The following is a 22,690-nucleotide window of genomic DNA, read 5'->3' as shown; positions in this document are numbered from 1 at the left end:
GACATCGCCAATACTATACAGCCAAGTGCTGTCGCTGGTACGCAACAGAAAGCCCTGCAAGCAGGCAGCCCACGCCACAGTAAAAAGAAATGATAGCTGCCGGTTGGGGTAAAAAGATAGCGGCGGCAGTAAACGCCAGCCACAACAGCAGCGCCCATTTGGTGCTTTGGCTCCAGGCCCGCTGCCACAACCGGAACATCAGCACAAATGCAACCACGCAGGCCGCCACCAACGCCCACCGGAACAGGGGCTTCTGTATGAACCCGCGATTGAGCAGATCAATACCCGCAGCAAGCGAAATAGCAAGCGCCACCAGTGCCACCAAACCAAAGAACAGTTGTTGCTGCCTGTTGGCCTGCGACCGGAAACCAAAATACAGCGCTGCTGCAAACAGCACAAAGGCAACAGCCGATGGAGCCCAGTTTTGCCCGATGCCGGTTTCGGTTTGGTGCGGCTGGTTGCTGCCAAACAACACCAGCACCAGCACCCCAGCGCCCAGCAGTGTCCAAAGCTGGCGGCAGGCCACACCACACTGTGTGCTTACCTTTATGCTGATGCCGGAATAGCCGATCTGCTTTGCTGCTTTTTTCAGGTAAGCCACACAGGCCGCAATAAAACAAAAAGAGCCGGCCAGTTCGGAGCCTTCTTCCAGCAACAGGAGGCCCAGCGGCCGTTTCCAAAGCAGCGGGTCGGCAGCAGAGCGGTACGAGTCGATCTCGAGTTTTTCCTGGAACGGGTTGCTCAGGTACATCAGCACGCCAGCAAAAAATAGTACCAGCGCCAGGGGCACCCGCCGCAGCCGCATCCAGCCAAATGCCACCATCAGCAACCCCACCAGGCCTACCAGTATTTCAAACAGAAACCAGCCCGAGCCATTGCTGATTGTGGAGAACACGGATGTATCGCCAATGGTTTCGTGCACCGATCCCATTTCGTCGAAAGAAAGCAGGAGGAAAATAGCAGCCATAAACAGCCAACCCACGCTGACCACTCTTTGCCAGCCGCCGCCAAACTGCTGCACATCGGATCGGTATGCACCCAGCGACAGTAAACCTGCAATGAGCAGCAACATGCTCGAAAACCAGGCCGCAGCCACGTTTTCGATGGCGAGGCTCATTTGGCTGACCAACATTTGTTGCCAGTTATAAGGAAAGCTATTAAAATAAAGGTGGTGAAAGCTGGTGCCGGCAAGGAAGAATAGGGCCACCAGTAACAGCACCCAGAGGCATTGCCTCACCCGGTAAGCAGGTACCTGAACGTTCATAAGCAGCATTTGAGGGTATGACTCGGAAAAAATTGCAATAAGGCCGGATAGCAACCTTACTGCTCAGCTTGTAAATATATAATAATATAGCACAAAATTTTTATTTGCTCTATCAGCGGCATTCGACGGGTGTAAAAAAGGGCTGGCATTGTTTTGTGGGTGTACCTTTTAAAACAAGGCTATGGCTTCAAAAGAAAACAAGGGCGGCATGCTGCGCAACGAGGACATTGAACGGGAACTGGAGCGCACCGGTGCCAACGATCTGAAAGGCGGACAGCTGCGCGGTGCACAGGACACCGGAGATGATGTGGTGCGGGAACAGGGCACGCCTGTGCAGCGGCAGGACGGTGCCGGCGAGGAAAGCGACGAGTAATAGCAGCATGTTTGTGGCATGTCGTTGAAACTTGTGCAGTCATCGCTTCGCCTGTTGCATGTCTGTGGAAGTGGACAGTACCAATCTGCCCATTGAACAGGTTATAAAAAATCGGCGCGGCCCGTTTATATTTCCAAAACAAATTGTATCCTTTTTCGATACATTCGTATGGCTTCATTAATCCCCCTGTTTTACGATATAAGCAAACAAATGAATATGGTCAACCCGGCCGCCGGCGATGCAAAAGATGAAGTCTTCAATGCTGCGATCAAGCAGGTTTCTGATTTTAAGTTTGGCGAAAAAGTGGCCCGTGTGTTCGATGACATGGTGAACCGCTCCGTGCCTTTTTATGAGGAAATACAACGCATGGTAGCCGAGATAGCTGCCGACCATGCACAGCCCGACACTTATGTGTACGACCTGGGTTGCTCCACGGGCACCACCCTCATTAACATGGACAGCACAGTGGCCGAGGGCATTGCGTTTGTAGGCATTGATGACTCTACAGAGATGCTGGAAAAATGCCGCCACAAGCTGGCCGATATTGGCATGGAGCGTCCCTGCCAATTGGTATCTGCCGATTTGGGCGGACCCATCACCATCACCAACGCATCGGTGGTAGTACTGTGCCTTACGCTGCAATTTGTGCGGCCGCTGCATCGCGAAAAACTGGTGCGTACCATTGCCGACGGACTGCAACCGGGCGGTGTTTTAATATTGGTGGAAAAGATCCTGGCCGAAGAAAGTTCATTCAACCGCGACTTCATTAAATACTACTACGACATGAAGCGCCGCCACAACTACAGCGAAATGGAAATTGCGCAAAAACGCGAAGCGCTGGAAAATGTGCTCATCCCCTACAAGCTTTCCGAAAATGTGCTGATGCTGAAAGAAGCAGGCTTTGGCCACCACGAAGTGTTTTTTAAATGGTACAATTTCGCAGGCATCATTGCGCAGAAAAAATAACCCTATGATTGCGATCGGCAACTTTTTTTTCAGGTACCGCAACCTGTTGTTCATTGTATTGTATGCAGCCCTGTTCATTCCATCGCCACCCATTTTTTCAGCCGAAGGTTTTGGCCCGCATTATTACCTGTGGCCCATCATCATCGGGTTGGTCATCACCATCAGCGGCCAAGCTATAAGGGGCGCCACCATTGGGCTAGCTTATATCATTCGCGGCGGCAAAGGCGGTAAAGTATACGCGGAGCAACTGGTTACTTCAGGCATTTTCAACCATTGCCGCAACCCACTGTACGTGGGTAATATATTGATGCTGGCCGGCGTAGGCATATTGAGCAACTCACTGTTATACCTAACCGTATTTATCCCGCTGTTTCTTTTTATTTACCAGGCCATAGTGCTGGCCGAAGAAGCTTTTTTACGGGCCAAATTTGGGCCTGTATATGATGCATACACCCAACGCGTAAATCGCTGGATACCCGACCTCCGCGGCATTGGCCGCACTTTTTCGGGTATGCATTTTAAATGGAAACGATGGATACTAAAGGAGCACACCACGCAGGCCATTTGGCTGCTCGGCATCATCCTTATTTTGTTGTTCAACTACGATGCACTGACCGGCGGCGATGATGCCCTACGCAACCGCATGTTATGGATTTCCATTTCCATTTTGTTGGTGCTGTATGTGCTGGTGCGGTTTCTGAAAAAAACAGGGCGGATGCGTGATGAGTAAACATTCCGCAGGTAACAAATTTTACTTGTGGCACAGTAATTAATGCCCTTTGCCTGTACTAATAAACAGGCAGCAAATGGTCAAGAAACCGGGCATCTTTCCTACCTTTTTTATTTCGGGTTTTGAGTGTTCTTCTTTTCTTTGGAAAGACCAGGGGCGACGCAATTTAGTGGCCGAAACGGGCCACGACAAACACGCCGCTGCCGATTACCACCTGCTGCGCCAATGGGGCATTGCAGTCAGCCGCGAAGGTGTTTCGTGGCCGCATGTTGACAAAGCCGGCGTGTACGATTTTAGTTCCATCAACCCAATGATTGCCGCCATGCGGGAGCAGCAGATCCTGCCCATTTGGGACCTATGCCATTACGGCTACCCCGACGACCTGAGCCCGTTTACCGATGCATTTGTACAACGCTTTGCCGCATATTGCAAAGCGCTGGCAAGCTATGTAGCAACAAGGCTGCCGGGCCCCTATTTTTTTACACCCATTAATGAAATCACGTTCTTTTCATTTTGCGGCGGCGAGTGGGGCTGGGTGGCACCATACACCCGGTCGAAGGCCGACCGATTTGCATTCCGGTTGCAGTTGTGCAAAGCAGCCATTGCAGGGGTAAAAGCCATTCGGGAAGTGCTGCCCGATGCCCGCATGATCCACATCGATCCGCTGGTGCAGGTAGTGGCCCCCAGGGATCGCCCCGACCAACAGGCCGCTGCCCACCACGAAACATTTGTAGATACTTTTTTAGCATGGGATGTATTGTATGGAAAAGTGCATCCCGAGCTGGGCGGCGCACCGGAGATACTGGATATTGTAGGCGCCAACAACTATTCGTTCGGGCAAATGGAATACCGCGAAAAAGGCCCCCACAAAGCACTTGAGCCGCACGACGACCGCATTAAACCGTTATGCGACCTGCTGCGGCTGGTGTGGCAACGGTATCGCCGGCCGATGATAATCGGCGAAACCAGTGGCATGAACGAAGGCCGTGTGGACTGGCTGCGCGATGTAATGGAAGAATCGTTGGCCGCGGTGGCGTCAGGCATCGACCTGCACGGCATTTGCCTGTTTCCGGCAGTGGACATGCCCGACTGGCACACTGGGCAATGGCTGCACAACGGCCTGTGCGATGTGGTGCCTGAAGGCGATGATTTGAAACGGGTACCCTACCATCCTTATATAGCCGAACTGCGTCGCTGGCAAAAAGAACTAAACCGCGTAACCGAACTGGATGATGACCCGTTCAGCGACCCGGTGGAACTGCAGGATGTGATTGATGCTGCAAAAAGATTGAACAAGCAACCCGATGCCAATTGGCATTAGTGCAAGCGCCAGGCTGCGTATTATTTTATAAAAATAAATTGCTGTTTACACATATTGCAGCCGGTGCAAAATGCCGTAACCCACTACCCACAAAGAATAGCGGCTTACAAAATCGTTGTGTCGGTAAATGATTAACCGTCAGGTGGATACATGCACTTGCGGCTGGCATTTTCCTATTGCAACCGGCATCGCTTCACGTTCGCTGTTCGTTTTTGCGTACCAAGGAAATTGTTGAAACTGGCACCAGAGCGGACTTCAGGCGCATACGCCATTATAATGTTTTCAACCCTTTTATTACCTTGCCCCAAATTCAGAACCAGAACCAACTGCCACCATGAAGCGGACCTTATGTCTACTTGCTGCTTTTTTATTCATTGCGTTTACAGGTTTCAGCCAATCCATCAAATACACCGGCAACCTTTGCCAGGGCGGCTCATTAGTTCTTACGGTTGACGGTGCACCGGCCGGGGCAACTTTTCAGTGGTTGAAAGATAAAATTGCTGTTCCTACCGCAAGAGCAGCTAACCATACGATAGACAAGCCTGGCTCCTATTCTGTAATTGTTAATTCAGGCGACACGCTTAAGGCGGTGGATATAACGGAAAAAGCGAATCCTACTGCCAATTTTGCGTTTGATCCGGCAGGTCTTTGTGCAACAGTTCCAATAAAGTTTACCAATAGTTCAACGGGTTCTAACCTTACTTATTCCTGGAACTTTGATGATGTCGCATCAAGTAATAACAACTCCTCAACTGCAGCAAACCCAAGCCATCGCTTTCGAGGAAATGCAGGAAATAGTTCGCAGTCATTTGATGTTCGCTTATCAGTGACAAATGCCGATGGTTGCACAAATTCGATAGTGAAAAAGGTTGCAGTTAAGCAAACACCAAGCACTGAGTTGAATGGGACAGGGTCTACATTATATAACGGACTACCCTACTTTACTCAATGTAGTTCAACTCCTTCGCAATTCAACTTTACAAATGGTTCCACTACTCAATCAACAAATACTAACTATGAAATTCAATGGGGCGATGGAAGCACTAACTATTCATCAGCAACATTTAGTTCGCTATTAAATCATACATACAATGTTGGTGTCTACAAGCTATTGTTTATTGTTACTGGTCAAAACGGATGTAAGGATACTGGTACATACAACGTGTTTGTTGGCAGTAACCCTGCTGTTGGATTTGGCACTCGGGGAAATACCGTAATTTGCTCAGGCAGTTCGCTCACTTTTGATATTTCGAACACTACGAATAACCCACCCGGCACCAACTATACGGTAACATTTAACGATGAAACTGCGCCGATTAATTTTACCCATCCAGTACCTCTGGAAGTCACACATTTATTTGAAATAGGCTCTTGCGGGAAGGTTAGTGGATCATTCAATAATTCATTTTCTGCTTCTATTCAAGCTTCAAATCCTTGCGGCACTTCTGCAGCGACTGTTGCTCCGATTTATGTTTCAGAAAAAACAAAACCTGCAATTACAATTTCTCCAAAAGATACTGTATGTGTCAATACTCAAGTAACCGTAACTAATTCCGGGACAAACGGCAATAGTGTTTCCGCGCTGGGAGTTTGCTCGGCTGGAAAATCAGTATGGAAAATAACACCGGCGTCTGGTTGGACCCTGACATCTGGTTCTTTAGGCGATGCTTTTGGGTCCACTGATCCTTCATTGTGGAGTGCCGGCAGTACATCAATTGGCTTATCCTTTCAAACAGCTGGCGTTTATACAATAACATTAAATAGTGGTGGGAACAGTCTCTGCGGCTCCGGAACGGTTGTTAAAACCATTTGCGTTACACCAAGACCCGTCGCAAAGTTTGCCGTCGACAAAACCTCCGGTTGCGGTCCGCTTGCCGTTAAAACAACCAACAGTTCTGATAACCCCACCTGTGGCAACAACAACTACCGCTGGTCGGTGAGTTATGCCAACAGTGCAGGCTGTACACCTACCACTTCCAATTTTAATTATGTAAACGGTACATCCGCCAGTTCGGCCAACCCCGAGTTTCAATTCGTCAATCCCGGCGTGTACACCGTTAGCCTCGTGGTCATCAGCCCGGGTGGCTGCGAATCGGCGCCGGTAACCCAAGCCATCACCGTAAAAGAAAAACCGCGGATCAGCCTCAATATTCCTGCAGCCATTTGCCAGAACGGAACCATCACGCCAACGGCCACCGTAAACAATTGCTACAGCAGCACGGCAGCCACCTACGCATGGACCTTTCAAAACGGCACACCGGCTACTTCCAACAGCGCCACACCGGGCAATGTTACGTTTAACATCTCCGGTCCGCAACTGGTAACGCTGGCCGTTACCAACGAATGCGGCACCACCACCGAAACACAAACCGTTAACGTACGAACTGCACCGGATGTAACCGTGCCGCCCAGCCAAAGCATTTGTGCCGGCACTGCTACGGGTGTGCAAAATTTTACGGGCACCGTTAGCGGCACCACGTTCAACTGGACCAACGACAACACCAGCATTGGCCTGGCGGCCAGCGGCACCGGCAGCATTCCCAGTTTTACCGCCGTGAGTAATACTACTACACCCAAAGTGGCCCGCATTACCGTTACGCCGGTAACCGGTTGCGTCGGTCCGTCGGCCACCTTTACCATCACCGTCAACCCAAGGCCCAATGCGCCAACGGTTACATCGCCCCTAACCTATTGCCTCAACGGCGCGGCCAGTGCACTGTCGGCCACGGCCGCCGCAGGTAACACCCTCACCTGGTACAACAACAGTACACTCACCAACGGCGATCCCACATCGCCCATACCTGCCACTACAACAGCAGGAACCACCACCTATTATGTAACCCAAACGGGTGGCGGCTGCGCCAGTGCGCCGGCAACTATTTCGATAAATGTGTTACCCTCTATTTCGGGCAACACCATTGGCCCTGACCAAAACCTATGCTCGGGGAATGCAGCCACGGCCATTACCGGTGTGGCCAACCTTTCGGGCGGTAACGGCAGCTTTACGTACCAATGGCAATCCTCCGCAGATGGAACTACATGGGTCAACATCAGCGGTGCCACCAGTGCAACATATAACCCCGGCACGCCTGCAGCATCCACCAAATACCGCAGGCTGGTAACCAGCGGTGCCTGCACCGAGCAGGCATCCAATGCCGTTACCATCAACGTGCAGGGCGCACTGTCCAATTACGAAATTGGGGCAGCGCAAACTATTTGTGCCGGCGCAACGCCAGCCTTATTGGATGGACAAACACCTTCCGGCGATGCCACCGCATTCCGTTTTCAATGGCAGCAATCGGCAGATGGAAACACATGGACAAACATTGCAGTGGCCACTGCCGAAGACTACCAGCCACCCGCACTGAATGCCACAACATATTACCGCCGCAGGGTGGAAAGCGGCAGTTGCAGTGCGTTTTCGGGTTCGGTAAAAATTACGGTGGTTGAAACGCCGGTGCTGGCAGCGGTCACCGATCTTACGTTTTGCGCCAATACAACGGCAACCGGCGTAACATTTACCAGTACGCCCAACACGGGTGTTGGTTATGCATGGACCAACAGCAATGCAGCCATTGGGCTGGCGGCATCCGGCACCGGAAATATTCCGCAGTTTACTGCGGCCAACAACACCAAGCTGCCGCAAACAGCAACCATCACCGTAACGCCAACCAACATAGCCAACAGCACCAGTTGCGCAGGCAGTGCCGCTACATTTAAAATCACTGTGCTGCCACGCATCACGCTACAAGCTATACCGGATGAAGTGGTTTGCGCCGGCGCTACCATCACGGCGCTTACGCCGGTGCATGATGCAGAACAAACTGCAGGCGCAGCGGTGCGTTTCAATTGGACGGTTTTCGGCACGGGCATTAGTTTAACCAATGGCAGCGGCAATGCAATCCCCGCATTTACCGCAAGCAATACCGGCAACACCGACCTGGTAGCAACCATCACCGCTGTGCCCGTGTATCAATACAACGGTGCCCAATGCAATGGTGATCCCGTTTCGTATAAAGTAACGGTAAAGCCATCCACACCACCGGCTGCTGCAGGCCCTGACGCCGCTTTATGCGCAGCAACCACTTACACCATGAAAGGTGGAGCTACAGGCAATGCAGCGGGCGCCTGGCGGCAATTAAGCGGAGCGGATGCAACCATTGCAATGCCCTCCTCGCCTACATCCGCCATCAATGGATTGCTGCCGGGCAATACCTATGCTTTTGAATGGACCGTTTCCGGCTTTGCCAGTTGCGCAGCAACAAAAGACACTGTTTTTATACAGGTATTTCCGGCAGTTATCAATGAGATAGATGTGGCAGGTAAAACCATTTGCGCCGGGCAAACTCTTTCCGTTACGGGCCAAACACCAACCGGCGGGAATGGCAGTTATACCATGCAATGGCAGTTCAGCACCAATGGCAATAGTTGGAATGACATTGCCGGCCAAACAGGCAAAGAGCTAATTTATACACCCACACAATCGGGCTTTGTGAGAAGAGTAGTGCAATCGCAACCCTGCGCCAGCGAAAGCGACCAAGTACAGATCACCGTGCAGGCAGCAGTAGGCAACAACACTATTTCGGCAAATGGAAGCATCTGCCCAGGCGCCACACCCGCTGCACTGGTAGGCGCTGCACCCACCGGCGCCAATGGGGTCTTTTTATATCAATGGCAACAAAGCAGCGACGGCGCCACCTGGACGGACATTGCAGGCGCCACTTCGAAAGATTACCAGCCGGCAAATATCACCGCTACTACACAATACCGCAGGCTGGTCAGCTCCAACCTGTGTAGCGGCCCGCAAAGCAGTACCAGCAATGCAGTAACGATCACGGTAAACCCCGGTGCAAGGGCTGTATTTGCAGTAACGAAAGACACCGCCTGCGCACCGTTTAACATCAATACCTCCATCATCCAGCTACAGGCATTTGCCGACCGCAACAGGGATTACGAATGGTATGCGAACGGAAATTTAATCGGCAGGGGAAATTCATTCCCGGGATACACCATCAACGAAAGCCAGGATTCGGTTTTGATCAAACTAAAAGCGATAAGCTTGTATGACTGCAAGGCCGACAGCACGGAGCGTTGGTTCTTTACCGTGCGGGAACCCAAGCCTGCATTTACCATCAGCACCGATGGCGGCTGCGGCCCGCTGGATGTGCAGATCAATAATAACACACCGGACCAGGGCCTGTTTACTTTTTACTGGACCTTTGGCAACGGGCAAAATGCTACCAGCGCACAACCGGGCACCATTGCTTTTCAACCGGCGCCTTCGGCAAATGACACTACCTACACCATTAGTCTGCATGCTATTTCGGCATGCGATACCATTACGGTAACGCGGTCGGTGTTGGTAAAATCAAAACCAAAAGTGTTGTTTACCCCCAACAAAACAGTAGGATGCTCACCCATGCGGGTGGTGTTTAACAATACAACTTTGGGTAAAGTGGATGGCTATGTTTGGGACTTTGGCGACGGCACAATCGTGAACACCACATCGGCCGATACGATCGGGCACACATTCGTCACTGGTGTTCAGGATACGTTTTATGTTACGCTGCGGGCGGCAAACGATTGCGGGGCCGACTCGTTGCGCTACGCCATCGTTGTATCGCCCAACAAGCTCTTTCTTGATTTTGCCGTAAACGGAAACGAGCAGTCGGGGTGCCAGCCGCATACGGTTCGGTTTATCAACAACTCAAAAGGTGCTTCTTCATTCCGCTGGGATTTTGGCGACGGCAATGTGCTGAGTACCACCCGCAATATTGATACAATCACACACTTGTACCAACAGGCAGGCACATACGCAGTTAAGCTGTTTGCAACCAACGGTTGCTCCGACACCACCACCACCGAACAAATTGTGGTGTACCCCACGCCTGCTGCAGCATTTGCAGCAAACGAGTACACCGTTTGTATTGGCGACACGGTAAGGTTAGCCAATACATCAGGCAATGCAACATCGTACCTGTGGACCTTTGGTGACGGCGCCACATCATCGCTGGTGCAACCAACGCATTTATTCAAACAGGAAGGCATTTACACCGTGCGGCTGCAAGCCATCCGCACCAATGCGCCGGGCAGTGTGTGCACCGATACGGTAAGCCGGCAAATAACCGTTGTAAAAAGCAGGCGCGGCTGGTTTGATGCAACTGACACCGTTGCTAACTGCGCACCGTTAACAGTCACATTTACCAACCACAACACACCGGCTGTAACCGCGCAATGGAACTTTGGCGATGGCACCGAAGGCAGCGGTGATGCAGTGACCCACACTTTTGCAAAAGCAGGCACCTACACCGTTACACTCACCTCCGTAGTGCCCGGGGGTTGTACTTATATAACCACCCGGCAGGTGCAGGTGTTGGGCCCTTCGGGCTCGCTGCAATATGCAGGCGGTGTGCTGTGCAACGATGGGCAGGCAAGGCTGCAGGTGCAGGCATCCAACACCGATTCGATCCGGTGGGCCTTTGGCGACGGTACAATCACTACTACTACAAACAACGTAGCGTTTCATACATACCGGCAGGGTGGTGTTTACCTGCCATCGGCAACACTGCTCAACAAGGCCGGCTGCGCCATTGAGTTAAAAGGTTTGGACACCATTAAGGTGGATAAAATAGATGCCGGTTTTACCGTTGCGCAACAACAGGGCTGCAGCTGGACATCGGTTGCATTTACCGACACAACGCGACCCTATTTTGGCAAAGCTGCGGCAGCATGGAACTTTGGCGACGGCACCACCGGAACCGGTTTCAACGCCGTGCACCGCTACAGCGCCAGCGGCACCTATACGGTAACGTTAGTAGTAACGGGCAACAGCGGCTGCGCCGATACGGTGAGCCGCCAGGTTGCGGTAAAAGTGCCTAATATTCCCACCGCTGCTATCCAGGCCGAAAACACCGGTTGTACCAACACGGGCACACAGTTTCGTGCAGCGGTGCAGTCGGCCGATTCTGTTGCATTGCTTGATTGGACACTATCGAACGGAGCCAAAGGCAGCGGCGCCGTGTTTACCTACAATTTTGCACAACCGGGCAACTACACGCTGCGCCTGATCGCGGGCACCGTAAACGGATGTTATGATACGACCGTTCATGCCATTACCATCAATGCATCGCCAACGGTTACCGCCAGCAATGACCAAACCGTTTGCCTCGGCACATCAACGGTGCTTACTGCAGCGGGTGCACCGGCTATTAGCTGGACGCCGTTGGAAGGCTTGAGCTGCACTACCTGTACACAGCCCATTGCATCGCCCAAAACAACGACCAGCTACGTGGTTAAGGGCACCAATGCCATTGGCTGCAGTGCATTTGATACGGTGGTGGTAACGGTGATACAGCCACTCAACATGCAGGTGTCGGCAGACGACAGCATTTGTATTGGGCAATCATCGAACCTGCTAGCGAGGGGCGCTACTACCTACAGTTGGTCGCCGGCTGCGGGATTGAACAACACCACTATTTCCAACCCCACGGCTACGCCAACAGTTACCACCACTTACCGCGTGGTGGGTTACGATGGCTTCAACTGTTTCACCGATACCGCATTTGTAACGGTGGCCGTGGGCCAGTATCCAACCATCAACCTCGGTGCGGATTTAACGATGTCTACTGGTACGTTGCATCCGTTGGTTTCAACAGTAACGAATGGACCGATACGCAGATGGGAATGGTCGCCAGGTGCCGACCTGGATTGCGCCACTTGTCCGCAACCCATTGCACATATTAAACGGGATGTAACCTACCTGGTAAAAGCCACCACTGCTTATGGTTGCAGTGCTACCGATACGCTGGGCATTAAAGTGTTTTGCGAAAGCGCACAACTGTTTATTCCCAATGCATTTTCGCCGGATGGCGATGGTGTAAATGATATACTGATGGTGCGGGGTAAAGGCATTGCCGCCGTAAAAACATTCCGTGTATTCAACCGCTGGGGCGAAGTGGTATTTGAGCGCAGCGGCTTTGCACCCAACGATCCTGCACATGGCTGGGATGGTAAAGTAAGGGGTGTGATCGGCGGGCCGGAAGTATATGTTTATACCGCCGATGTGATCTGTGAAAACGGCGCCACTTACACGTACAAAGGAAATGTGTCCATACTCAAATAAAGAGTTCAACATGAAACGATTTTTTGCAATTGCTATAAGCCTCTTTTCCTGCTTCGGTTATGCACATGCGCAGGACATCAACTTCTCTCAGTTTTACGAAATGCCGCTGCTGCGCAACCCGGCGCTTGCCGGCACTTATGTGGGCGATGTGCGGGCCACCAGTGCGTTCAGGAGCCAGTGGGGCAGCGTATCGGTGCCGTACAAAACCGTGGCGTTGGGCACAGAAGTAAAATTTGCGCTGACGCAAAACTCGAACGACTACTTGAGCGTGGGCCTGCAAATGACCAACGACGTGGCAGGTGATTCGCGGCTGGGAAAGACGCAGGCCATGCCGCTGCTGGCTTACCACAAATCGCTTTCGGGAAGTAAAGATTCTTATTTAACCCTGGGCTTTATGGGTGGTGCAGTGCAGCAACGTTTCGACCCTACGGAGTTAAAGTTCGACGACCAGTTTGTGAATGGCGCCTACAGCCCCACCAACCCTACCCGACAAACCTTCAACAACACCAATGTAACGTATTGGGATGCGGCTGTGGGCCTTTCGTACAGCACGGTGCTGGGCATGGGCACCAAGTTTTATACAGGCGTTGCTTATTTTCATTTTACACAACCCAAGGTTGCATTTGACCAGCAAAGCGACATCCGCCTGAACAAAAAACTGGTGGCCAATGTAGGCCTTGCAGCACCAACCAGCGAAGTGGACCAGATGATTTTTTATGCCGACTTTTTTTACCAGGGCGGCAGCTACCAGGGCCAGGGCGGCGCTATGTACAAACATGACCTGTTGCAATATGGCGACGATGAAACAGTGAGTCTTTCTGCCGGTGCATTTTACCGCTGGAACGATGCGGTGATACCAGTAATTAAATTGAATTACTACAAACTGGCCATTGGCCTTACCTACGATGTGAATGTGAGCAAACTAAAAGTGGCATCGCAACTGCGGGGCGGGTTTGAACTAACATTGTCGTATAAAAGTTTTTTGAACATACGGAATAGTTCGGCGGAGAAAGTGCGGTGCCCGGTGGGATTTTAAGGTAATTGGGTGTTGCGTCTAATTCCAATCTACCTGCATTTAACCATTCTTCATGCTGAATGCAGGAAACAGATTCAAAGTATAAGCTTATGGATTCTTTTATTCTTTTTTTATTAAGCACTATCGCTATAGGTGTGGATTTTTGGGTTAAGAGAAAAGAAAATAATAAAAACAAAAGCAGTAATAAAACAAATTGGATAGCTACGCTTGTGGTGTTTGGAATAGCTACAATTAACCTTCGTACAGGTTGCGAGAATGAAGTAAAAGGCAGAAGTGCTGAGGAAAAGAGTAAATCTGCTGAGGTAAAGCAAAATACAGCAGACTCGTTAATCAAACAAATGCTTAAGTTTCAAAACAATGAAGATAGTTTAATCATAATAACACCATATAGATCAGGTGATTACATTGGATTCAGTGCTACCAATTTGGGCTATTACCCTGTACAAACCGTAGTGATAAACTTTCCCAATAAGCCATATATAGATTCTATACTTAGAAACAAGGGAAAGGAAAGTGATATATCGCTATCACCAGAGATCTTTGAAAACTGGCGAAAACAAGTGGAGATCTACCTAGACGGAAGAAGAAGTATAAACTTCTACAAAGTGATTATACCTGAATTTGATAAAAACTTTGAAATAACCTTCGATGTCAAATGGAGTAATCGCTTTATTAGGTATTCATACATTTTGAAGTTTCAAAAATCATCTAGAGCACTTGAATTGGTTTCTCAGTCTCACAACGATATATGGAGAAAGCAAAAGTTTACATTGATCGGCAGCACTCCGTCTTATCAGCGGTAGTAAGTTATCGAACCCTCACTATTTAATTATTAGCTTACCCCATAAAATAAAAGGATTCGAAAAAACTAAGAGCAACTAAAACAAAAAAGCGCCGAACAAATGTTCAGCGCTTTTTCCAGTGATCCGGCTGGGACTCGAACCCAGGGCCCATACATTAAAAGTGTATTGCTCTACCAACTGAGCTACCAGATCATCCCGTTTTTGTCGTTGGGAGTGCAAAGATAGGGAGGCACCTTTTTCAGGCCGCCCTTCCAAAATACCCCCAAAAGCCCAGTGGGTCCCTCGGAAAAAACGCTATGGGTCCCTTAAAGGTCCCTTTTCCTGCTTCAAAGAACATGACAAAGTTATATAACGAGATTAATTATAGAGTTACTTGTACGCATAGGATTGCGGGAAGAACAAACCGACTCTAGACAAAATCACCCATATTTCTAAATAGAAAACTGACTGGGCACAAAAATGCTGGCGCTTCGTGGTGTTTTCTTATATCTTATTTTACCTTAGAACCGGCATCCATTAGAATTGTAATCTAATCACCCACCCTTTCCCAACTGGGTTTACGGAGATCACAAAAAGCTGTAGAACCAACTTAACAGCAAAGGCCCTGTGATTCAAGCAAAGAAATGCATCCTCCAGCGAATTTAAGCTAAGCATAAACGAGTCAAGGCCCAGACAGCCAAAGCCTATGCCCCAATATTTGTATTCAACAGAACAATGCTTTAACGCTTAAATTATCAACTCATGCGGTCAAGCCTTACCAAAGGCCTTTTACTGACTCAGGAAGCGTTTATGCGCACCACATTTGGCGCTAGGCTTCAGGACATTAAAAAAGGGAAACTTGCAGACGAAGATGCTGTTAGCTTCAAAAACTTCTGGTTGGGCACAGGTGGAGAATATAGAAATTACCTCCATGCCCATTTTCCTTTTGGCAACCATAAGCAACTTTATAAAGACTTGGTTAGCACCGACGCAGCCGCTATTAACTTCTTCCTCTTTATAAAGCAAAACAAGAGCGACGCATCAATTTTGAAGTGGCTTGGTAATATCTTATGCTTTGGATCCGCTCTAAGGGCCATAGAAAGCATTGAGTTTGGCTACCCAAGTGCAAAATATGGAACCGATATAGAATCTGTGACATTTCACATTTACTTGAAGATCCTGACTGCCGAAAACCTAAAGATTGGCATTGGCTTTAGCTTTTCCCTTGCAGAAAACTATTTGTCTAAGGCGTTGGCCCGAAATCGTCGGATTGGCAATAAAAGTTGCTTATACAACATCATCAAGCAAGCAGCCAATCTAAATTACCCTTTGAATTTCCAAGCACATTCAAAGTATAGAGAACATGTGCCCTTTATTTACAGACATTCATTGGCCGCTACTTTAGCAAGCGGCAAGAAGCTAGACCAATTCCGATATATTCATATGTTCCCTCCCGGCAATGAGCTGCAATATGACGCAGCAATAGCATTCAAGGAAATCATTATCCCTCCTTTGCAAGAAACATTGAATGTTTTGGACTTTGAAACTTTTATTGGACTGGGCTTAGTGTGTCTTAAAGATAATAATAACGGATGTGATTGGCTTTCTTATTTGGAACGTAGATATGGGAAAAACGGTTACCCGACAAAATTGAATAATCAATTTTAGGCTTACTTGCCTTGGCTCGACCAACTAAATCTATGTTGTAAATATCAGATTTGGATCAAATAACGCGTCTTGTTATGAAGGAATTGAAGTGATCAGTTTTAAGCCATAGAAAAGATGATCTCCCAATAAGGATAACTTTTATACAATCAAATACTACAAAGCAGCAAAAAGGGGCCTCACGGCCCCTCTGTATTAAAGGGATATTCGAAAAAAGATCAGAATTAAGAGCAATGCACCGACTGCAATGTTTAGCATTAGGTCAACCATGTGGCTTCGAGATTTGTTGCCGGTTGCCCTCCTTGCTATATAGCCAATCAAGGCAGATGCACTAATTAGAACGAGGCATGCAATTATGTAAAGCATAACCAAATTGATCATAGATGAAAAGAAAGAGCAGCTTCTTTTCAGGGGTTTTCGTTTGCGCTTGAGCAGGGGCAAAACCGTCTCAAAAGAAGCTGCAGATGAAGAAAATGCAGCATAAGCCCCTATGAGTTTTCACCGGTACAAATTGTGTCAGCCCCCCAGTTCTATCCGGAAGTGGTGGTATGGCAGAAAGCACGTTCCTATCAGATAAAGCAGCCGATCTACCCTAGACTGTTCCACCTCTTCCACATATACCCAGGCACCAGAGGGCAAAGTAGTAATCGGGGAAATGCACTGCACCCGAAAAGGCACATAAAGCCGGCTGATCGTGCCGCTGCCATTTACGACCAGGATGCTGCTGTGGTCTATGTACCCACTATAAATTATTACTTCCTGCATAATGATAAATTGAAATGGCCTGCTAAACAAAGCAGGCCATTGTGATTCATTACTGAAGAAACCAGTTCACTTTCCCATCTTTGAGTGCATCTGCAAGGGAAGTCACCAGCTCAGAAGCGGATACTGATCGTGACAGGAATGCATCGATGTAGCTGGATTTATTGGCTGCAGTAAACAGGTTGTATAAGCGCCATAGATTTATGGAGCCGTCTTCCCCTTTACAAAAGCTGTGGTCCTTGTAGTAGTCCCTGCACACAGCACCAATCTGCTGATCGCCAAAGAGCAGTTCCGGAATCTCCCGCTTCTGACCTGCGGAAAGAAAGGAATACATGCGGCACCTGCCAATGAGATGTGCAAACTGGTTTTCGGCAAGGATATACTGCTGAAGCTCACTCATACGGGCAAGGGAGCTTACTGCATCATATTCGCTGACCAAGCTTTTAATAGCACTTTTCAGCTGAGAAAGACTCCACACCTTTACATCACCTGCCAATCCATCAGACCACACACACAGATTGGTGCATACTTGTACTTTGAAACCGATAAAGAGCTTGAAGTGTTCTTCGCCTCCCCGCTTAGCATAGAGATTGTCCAGGTTGTGTGCTTTTACCCCACCAATGGTAAGGGAGAGCCGCTGCCCATCGATTGTGTCGGTAATGGAAGCAACTTCCACTACAAAGGCCATACGCTCATAATAGATCGTCTTTTCTGCTTCCTGCAGCTCCTTGGCGGGCTTATCCTTTGCGTCCGGCACTCTGCCCATGATCGGATGAGAAAGCCGAATCTGTGGCTGTAGGATGCGCTCAGAAGGGAAATGGCCATGTACCGCATCCATAGTTGCCTCTATAAACTCCACCTGCGAGATTACAGGCTCATTATCCCGGTGGAATACCGGAATAATGTGGTGCCTGCGGATCTCCTCCAGCGTGGCCTCAATAGTATTTGCTTCAATAAAGGGCTTTTGCTTACCAATGTTGTTTACTGCCACCTCCAGAGAAGGTGTATTTGCTGCTTCCCGCAGCGGTGTGTTATAAAGTGGTTCCATTGCAATTTGATTTAGAAGGTGAGGTAATAATGGGTCCGGCAGAAAGGGTATGATTGAATTCCAGTACTTCCCGCCGGTCAATGAAGGCATTCATCACAGCCCTGTTCTTTCTGCCTGTGGCGAAGAAAAGGGCATGTAGCTCGGAAAGGGAGCAGCAGTTGTCGATCTTTTGCTGCAGTTCCTGAGGAACCTGAGAGATGCCTTTGTGTCGCTTGTGCTTATTATAACTGCCAGTGCACTCTATAACACGGACAGTTATATTAATGTGTACTACCATAACGCATGTTGTTATAATGGTGAACTCCGGATTTAGCCGGAAAGAACAAAGGCACCAGCTATTGCTAGCTACTGCCTTTGTAGTGAATTCAATATACACGTAATACTTAGGCTACCTGCTCGCCAGGCACAACCCGCAGGGGCACCACAGGAGCTTGTGGCGCAGCAGCTTTTCCTTCTTCCGGCACATAGGTATAACGGTAAGCAAGAAGAACTACTTCTCCTGTTTCAGGAATAGTGTACTCGTAGGGATCGCAGGAAGTGCGGACAATTGCTCCCGGCATAGATTTACCCACCATTAATTTGGCAGTCTCTGCATCGAATGTGGAATAGATAAAACAACGCCTTTGAGTGGCGTAGAACCTGCCTGTGTTCTGGGATTGAACCATTTCAAGATCGCCTACGAGTTCTAGGGACACATACGGCTTGTTTTCGGCATTCTGCCGGACGTGGTAATTCTTTACAGTTACCATAACTTAAAGTTTTAAAGTGAAGGAATATTCGACTTCCGGCTCTTGTTTATAATTCGAAAGTCTTTTGGCTAAGGGCGGGGGCACTGATTTGGGTAGGCCCCTGTGTATTAGGACCTTGACATAAAATGGGCCGGGGTATATATTTCCGACGGGGGTATAGAATGAATGTCGGAATAACTTATGTAGGAGCTATTCTTAAATGAAAAAGGCCAATTACGAAGATGATAATCTTTTACTACTACAAAGTCCTGTATCGCCTCTTTTAGTGCTTATTTTACTAGCTGTTCTTTCATTTGCAGAATTACCCTAGGTAAAGTAATTTGAAGGAAAATATAGCATATGCTTACAGACAAACAATCACTAATTAGGATTACGATGCGCCAGGATGGTGTACTAGTAATCTTGGACAAACTCAGAAACTTCACTCACGAAATTTACCCATTTGAAAGAAACAGGGTGGATGATAGTGGGATATCTGCCGTTGTAAAGTCATTCGTTCCCAAACTTTCAGACCATGACATATTCAAGGTGCTGAAACGATTAGAATCGCTTGATGAAAGCGGCCTGGTAAACTGGAACATAACCTACAATTTCTTATACAACTTGTATAATTCAAAAAGGTAGGTTTGTTTCAATATTCATAGTTTAGTATTGTACAGTGCAGTTTAGTAATGCATAGCTTATTTCCCTCCATTTATGGAGGGTTTTTTAATATCCCCCACACTTACCGCTAGAGTCAATTTATAAATCTGGTTTCTTTAAGCATGCTTAATAAATTCAAGAGTTAGTAGCCTTACCTGATAGGAACATCACATGGAAAATAATTCACCCTGTTGCACATCAAATAAAGGAAGGAAACCGACTTTTTTGAAAGGCAACGTAATAGAGAAACATCACTTCGGGATTAGTAGTATTCTTTGATATACCCATAGGCCTTTTCGAACAATTCCTCTTCCTTGTGTAATTGATATTTCAAGAGCGTTTTGCGGAGAGACTTCTGTACTTCCCGTTCTCCTGCAACTGTTGTTTGCCACCCAGGAAAACGCACCAGCTTTACAATGGCATCAATATCATTTACGATCCTTTCTACAACTGCAGGTGTTTTGTCGGTCTTCATTTCCATGAAAAGCTCCGTTAAGGCCGCAGTAGCCGTTTTGCGTTCTTCCGGCGTAAAGACATCCCGTTCGGCTTGAAGGGTCTCTCTTGCAATCTGACACAGTTGCTTGATAAAATCAATGCTGCTGATCAGTCCTTGTTCGGCTCTTTGCCTTACTTCTTCCAATCTTTGGCTTAGATCTTTAAATGCAGGATTACCACCGTGTTTGCGCAACCGGCCAATAAGGATTTGCACCAGCTTGTCCGCATCTTTTGGATCTTTCTTCGCCATCAGGTCATCAATCACTTCGGCATTCAGCTCCATCGTTTCCATGTCGCGATTTACACCATCCACATGGATATTATCGTAGATCAATTGAGTGGTTTGGGCACCAAGAGCCATCCACAGTAGCCGACCATGATCGCCCCCCACCGGACGGACAGAAGTATAAACTTGACTAAGCCATTTATAATCTTTAGAGTAAGGATTTAGCACCGGATCGGGGCTGAGCGCCTCCCATAGTTTGGATAGGGAAACATAATCCTGCGCAAAGGCATCTTTCTTTTCATCTGAGTTGATATAATCCTGTGCAGCCTGTAAGCCTTCAAAGCCATCAACGGTGCGATCACAGCCTTCGAAATGACTCAGTGCTTTTTCCATCAAAGAGGGCAGCAGTTCCCGCAACTCCTGCAAGTTGGTGATGACTTTCTTTACGATCTCCTCATCGAACATCAAAGCCTTTGCGGTATCATCAAACACGCCAAAGTAGTCTACTATTCTTCCAAAGGTCTTGTTCGGGTAAAGCCGGTTAGTACGGCAAATGGCCTGCAGCAGCGTGTGATCTTTCAGGGACTTGTCCAGGTACATGGTCTGCAGCACCGGCGAGTCAAACCCTGTGAGCAGCTTTGCCGTAACAATAATGAACTTCAATTCCGAAGCCGCATCATTGAACTGCTCCACAATCTTGTCCTGCCTTTCCTTATCTACACCCCATTTCTGCTTGAACTCAAAATCGTCATTGGCAGACGTAGAGATAACAACAGCACTGGCTTTGGCCGGCAGGTGACGATCCAGTTCCTCTTTGTACAACGTGCAGGCAAAGCGGTCCGGTGTGACAATCATGGCCTTAAAGCCTTGCGGCTCTACGTGCTGCCGGTAATGTTCCACAATGTCTGTTACTATGGTTCTGATACGCTCCGGTGATTTGAGGAACAGCAGCATTTTGGCTGCCATCTGGCTCAACAGGTTGCTGTCTTCTTTGGAAATGTCAGCAGTTAACTCTTTAAAAGCAAGATCAATGCTCCCCTTGTCAATGTGAACATTCGGTAGACGAGGTTCAAAATGCAGTGGCAAGGTTTGTTTATCACGTATGCTGTCCTGGAATGTATAGCGGCTCATGTAGCCCCCTTCGTCTTCCTCGGCGCCAAATGCCCAGAAGGTATTCTTGTCGACCTTGTTGATGGGCGTACCGGTTAAACCAAACAGGAAGGCATTGGGAAGAGCTGCCCGCATCTTACGGCCCAGATCACCTTCCTGGGTGCGGTGCGCTTCATCCACCATCAGAATGACGTTCTGCCGGGTATTCATGCCTTCGTAGGCATCTCTGAACTTCTGAATGGTGGTAATAAGGATCTTACGGGTGTCCTTTTCCAAATGGTCGTGCAGATCACCAATGCTGTCTACATTCACCAGATTGGGGATTTCAGCGGAGGTGAACGTGCCGGAGATCTGTGAGTCCAGGTCAATACGGTCCACTACAATGATAACGGTAGGACTTTTGAGCTCCTGTAGCTTACGCAGCTTTTGGGCGGCAAAGACCATGAGCAGCGATTTGCCGGAGCCTTGGAAATGCCAGATAAGGCCTTTCTTAATTCGTCCTTCCACCACCCTTTCCACAATGGCATTGGCACCCTGGTACTGCTGGTAACGGGCTAACACTTTAATCTTGCGCTTTTTGTTGTTGGTAGCGTAAATGGAGAAGTTCTGCAGGAAATCCAGAATGGTTGATGGATGCAGCAGGCTAGCCAACTCCTGGCCCACTTCTTTTAGCCCCATGTAATAGGCCAGGTCTTTTTCCTCCTCCTGCCGCCAAGGACCCCAAAACTCCAGTGGTGTACGCACTGCGCCATAGCGCAATTCCTTGCCTTCAGTGGCGAAGGAAAAGATGTTGGGCACAAACAGGTTGGGCACTGCATTTTCATACACTTCGTGAATATCGTGTGCACCATCGAGCCAGGAGATGGCTGGACGAACCGGCGTTTTAGCTTCACCTACTACCACAGGAATACCGTTGATGAAGAGAACAATGTCGGGTATCTTGGTTTCCCTTGTGCGAATCTTGAACTGATTGGTGGCAATATAGCTGTTGGCCGCTGGATTGCTAAAATCAATGAGGTAGACCGGTACATGTTCGCCAGCTTGGCCGAAAGGCATCGTCATTTCACCTTTGAGCCATTTGGCAAAATCTTCATTGGCCCGAACCAGTCCAACCTGGTTTACGCTGATGAGAATGGCTCTCAACCTGTGTATCACTTCATCGGCACGTGTTGGTTGCGCAGTAATTTCCGGATTGATGCGAATGAGTGCCTGTTTTAATTCTGGCTCAACTAGTACCTCGGTGATTTCTCTTTGCAGTTTGTCGGAAAGAATGTAATTCCACTTTAGTTGACCGTAGGTTCCCTCTGGATCATTTAATGCAGAAGAGGTATTGAGGTTTACACCTGTTAATTGCTCAAGGATGTAATGTTCAACAGTGTTAGCTTCGGTGAATGACATT

General features: G+C 48.6%; 12 protein-coding genes, 1 tRNA gene and 1 pseudogene. 9 read left to right on the top strand and 5 right to left on the bottom strand.

Annotation, left to right across the window (positions count from 1 at the left end; genetic code table 11):
- Positions 1–13: 13 nt before the first annotated feature.
- Positions 14–1,264: a hypothetical protein gene (locus tag DRJ53_RS07095; RefSeq protein WP_123893416.1), complete on the bottom strand. Its 1,251-nt coding sequence runs from the start codon at positions 1,262–1,264 to the stop codon at positions 14–16.
- 181 nt (positions 1,265–1,445) lie between these two features.
- Here DRJ53_RS07095 and DRJ53_RS07090 point away from each other — a divergent pair, with 181 nt between their 5' ends.
- The 8 genes and pseudogenes from DRJ53_RS07090 to DRJ53_RS07060 all read left to right on the top strand — a co-directional run bounded on the left by DRJ53_RS07090 (position 1,446) and on the right by DRJ53_RS07060 (position 14,615).
- A complete protein-coding gene (locus DRJ53_RS07090) occupies positions 1,446–1,637 on the top strand; it encodes a hypothetical protein (protein WP_114234913.1) in 192 nt (63 codons plus the stop codon).
- A 216-nt stretch (positions 1,638–1,853) separates the two neighbouring features.
- Complete coding sequence (cmoA, locus tag DRJ53_RS07085; protein ID WP_175580741.1) at positions 1,854–2,603, top strand: carboxy-S-adenosyl-L-methionine synthase CmoA; 750 nt, start codon at positions 1,854–1,856, stop codon at positions 2,601–2,603.
- Between the two features lie 4 nt (positions 2,604–2,607).
- A complete protein-coding gene (locus DRJ53_RS07080) occupies positions 2,608–3,333 on the top strand; it encodes a methyltransferase family protein (protein ID WP_114234912.1) in 726 nt (241 codons plus the stop codon).
- Positions 3,334–3,409: 76 nt separating this feature from the next.
- Entirely contained in the window at positions 3,410–4,654 is a 1,245-nt protein-coding gene (locus DRJ53_RS07075) for a family 1 glycosylhydrolase (protein WP_114234911.1), read from the top strand.
- Between the two features lie 334 nt (positions 4,655–4,988).
- Positions 4,989–5,513: pseudogene (locus DRJ53_RS21865) on the top strand (PKD domain-containing protein); the annotation flags it as partial.
- Between the two features lie 1,077 nt (positions 5,514–6,590).
- On the top strand, positions 6,591–12,776 hold the full coding sequence (locus tag DRJ53_RS07070; RefSeq protein WP_241558485.1) for a PKD domain-containing protein: 6,186 nt from the start codon (positions 6,591–6,593) through the stop codon (positions 12,774–12,776).
- 10 nt (positions 12,777–12,786) lie between these two features.
- Positions 12,787–13,812: a PorP/SprF family type IX secretion system membrane protein gene (locus DRJ53_RS07065; protein WP_162303825.1), complete on the top strand. Its 1,026-nt coding sequence runs from the start codon at positions 12,787–12,789 to the stop codon at positions 13,810–13,812.
- 89 nt (positions 13,813–13,901) lie between these two features.
- Positions 13,902–14,615 (top strand): hypothetical protein, encoded by a 714-nt coding sequence (locus tag DRJ53_RS07060; protein ID WP_123893414.1) that lies wholly within the window; start codon positions 13,902–13,904, stop codon positions 14,613–14,615.
- A gap of 119 nt (positions 14,616–14,734) precedes the next feature.
- Here DRJ53_RS07060 and DRJ53_RS07055 read toward each other — a convergent pair.
- Positions 14,735–14,807 (bottom strand) — tRNA-Lys (locus DRJ53_RS07055).
- Positions 14,808–15,356: 549 nt separating this feature from the next.
- Between DRJ53_RS07055 and DRJ53_RS07050 the strand changes: the two genes are divergently transcribed.
- On the top strand, positions 15,357–16,262 hold the full coding sequence (locus DRJ53_RS07050; protein WP_114234907.1) for a hypothetical protein: 906 nt from the start codon (positions 15,357–15,359) through the stop codon (positions 16,260–16,262).
- An 811-nt stretch (positions 16,263–17,073) separates the two neighbouring features.
- On the opposite strand, the gene DRJ53_RS07035 is transcribed toward DRJ53_RS07050, so the two are convergent.
- The 3 genes from DRJ53_RS07035 to DRJ53_RS07020 form a co-directional block, all read right to left on the bottom strand.
- Entirely contained in the window at positions 17,074–18,069 is a 996-nt protein-coding gene (locus tag DRJ53_RS07035; RefSeq protein WP_114235047.1) for a DUF3871 family protein, read from the bottom strand.
- A 383-nt stretch (positions 18,070–18,452) separates the two neighbouring features.
- Positions 18,453–18,818 (bottom strand): hypothetical protein, encoded by a 366-nt coding sequence (locus tag DRJ53_RS07030; RefSeq protein ID WP_175580740.1) that lies wholly within the window; start codon positions 18,816–18,818, stop codon positions 18,453–18,455.
- 904 nt (positions 18,819–19,722) lie between these two features.
- On the bottom strand, positions 19,723–22,689 hold the full coding sequence (locus DRJ53_RS07020) for a type I restriction endonuclease subunit R (RefSeq protein ID WP_114234903.1): 2,967 nt from the start codon (positions 22,687–22,689) through the stop codon (positions 19,723–19,725).
- Position 22,690: the final 1 nt, after the last annotated feature.

Origin of the sequence: Paracnuella aquatica, assembly GCF_003332885.2 — a bacterium.
Taxonomy (GTDB): Bacteria; Bacteroidota; Bacteroidia; order Chitinophagales; family Chitinophagaceae; genus Flavisolibacter; species Flavisolibacter aquaticus.
This window is presented reverse-complemented; position numbering and strand designations above follow the sequence as displayed.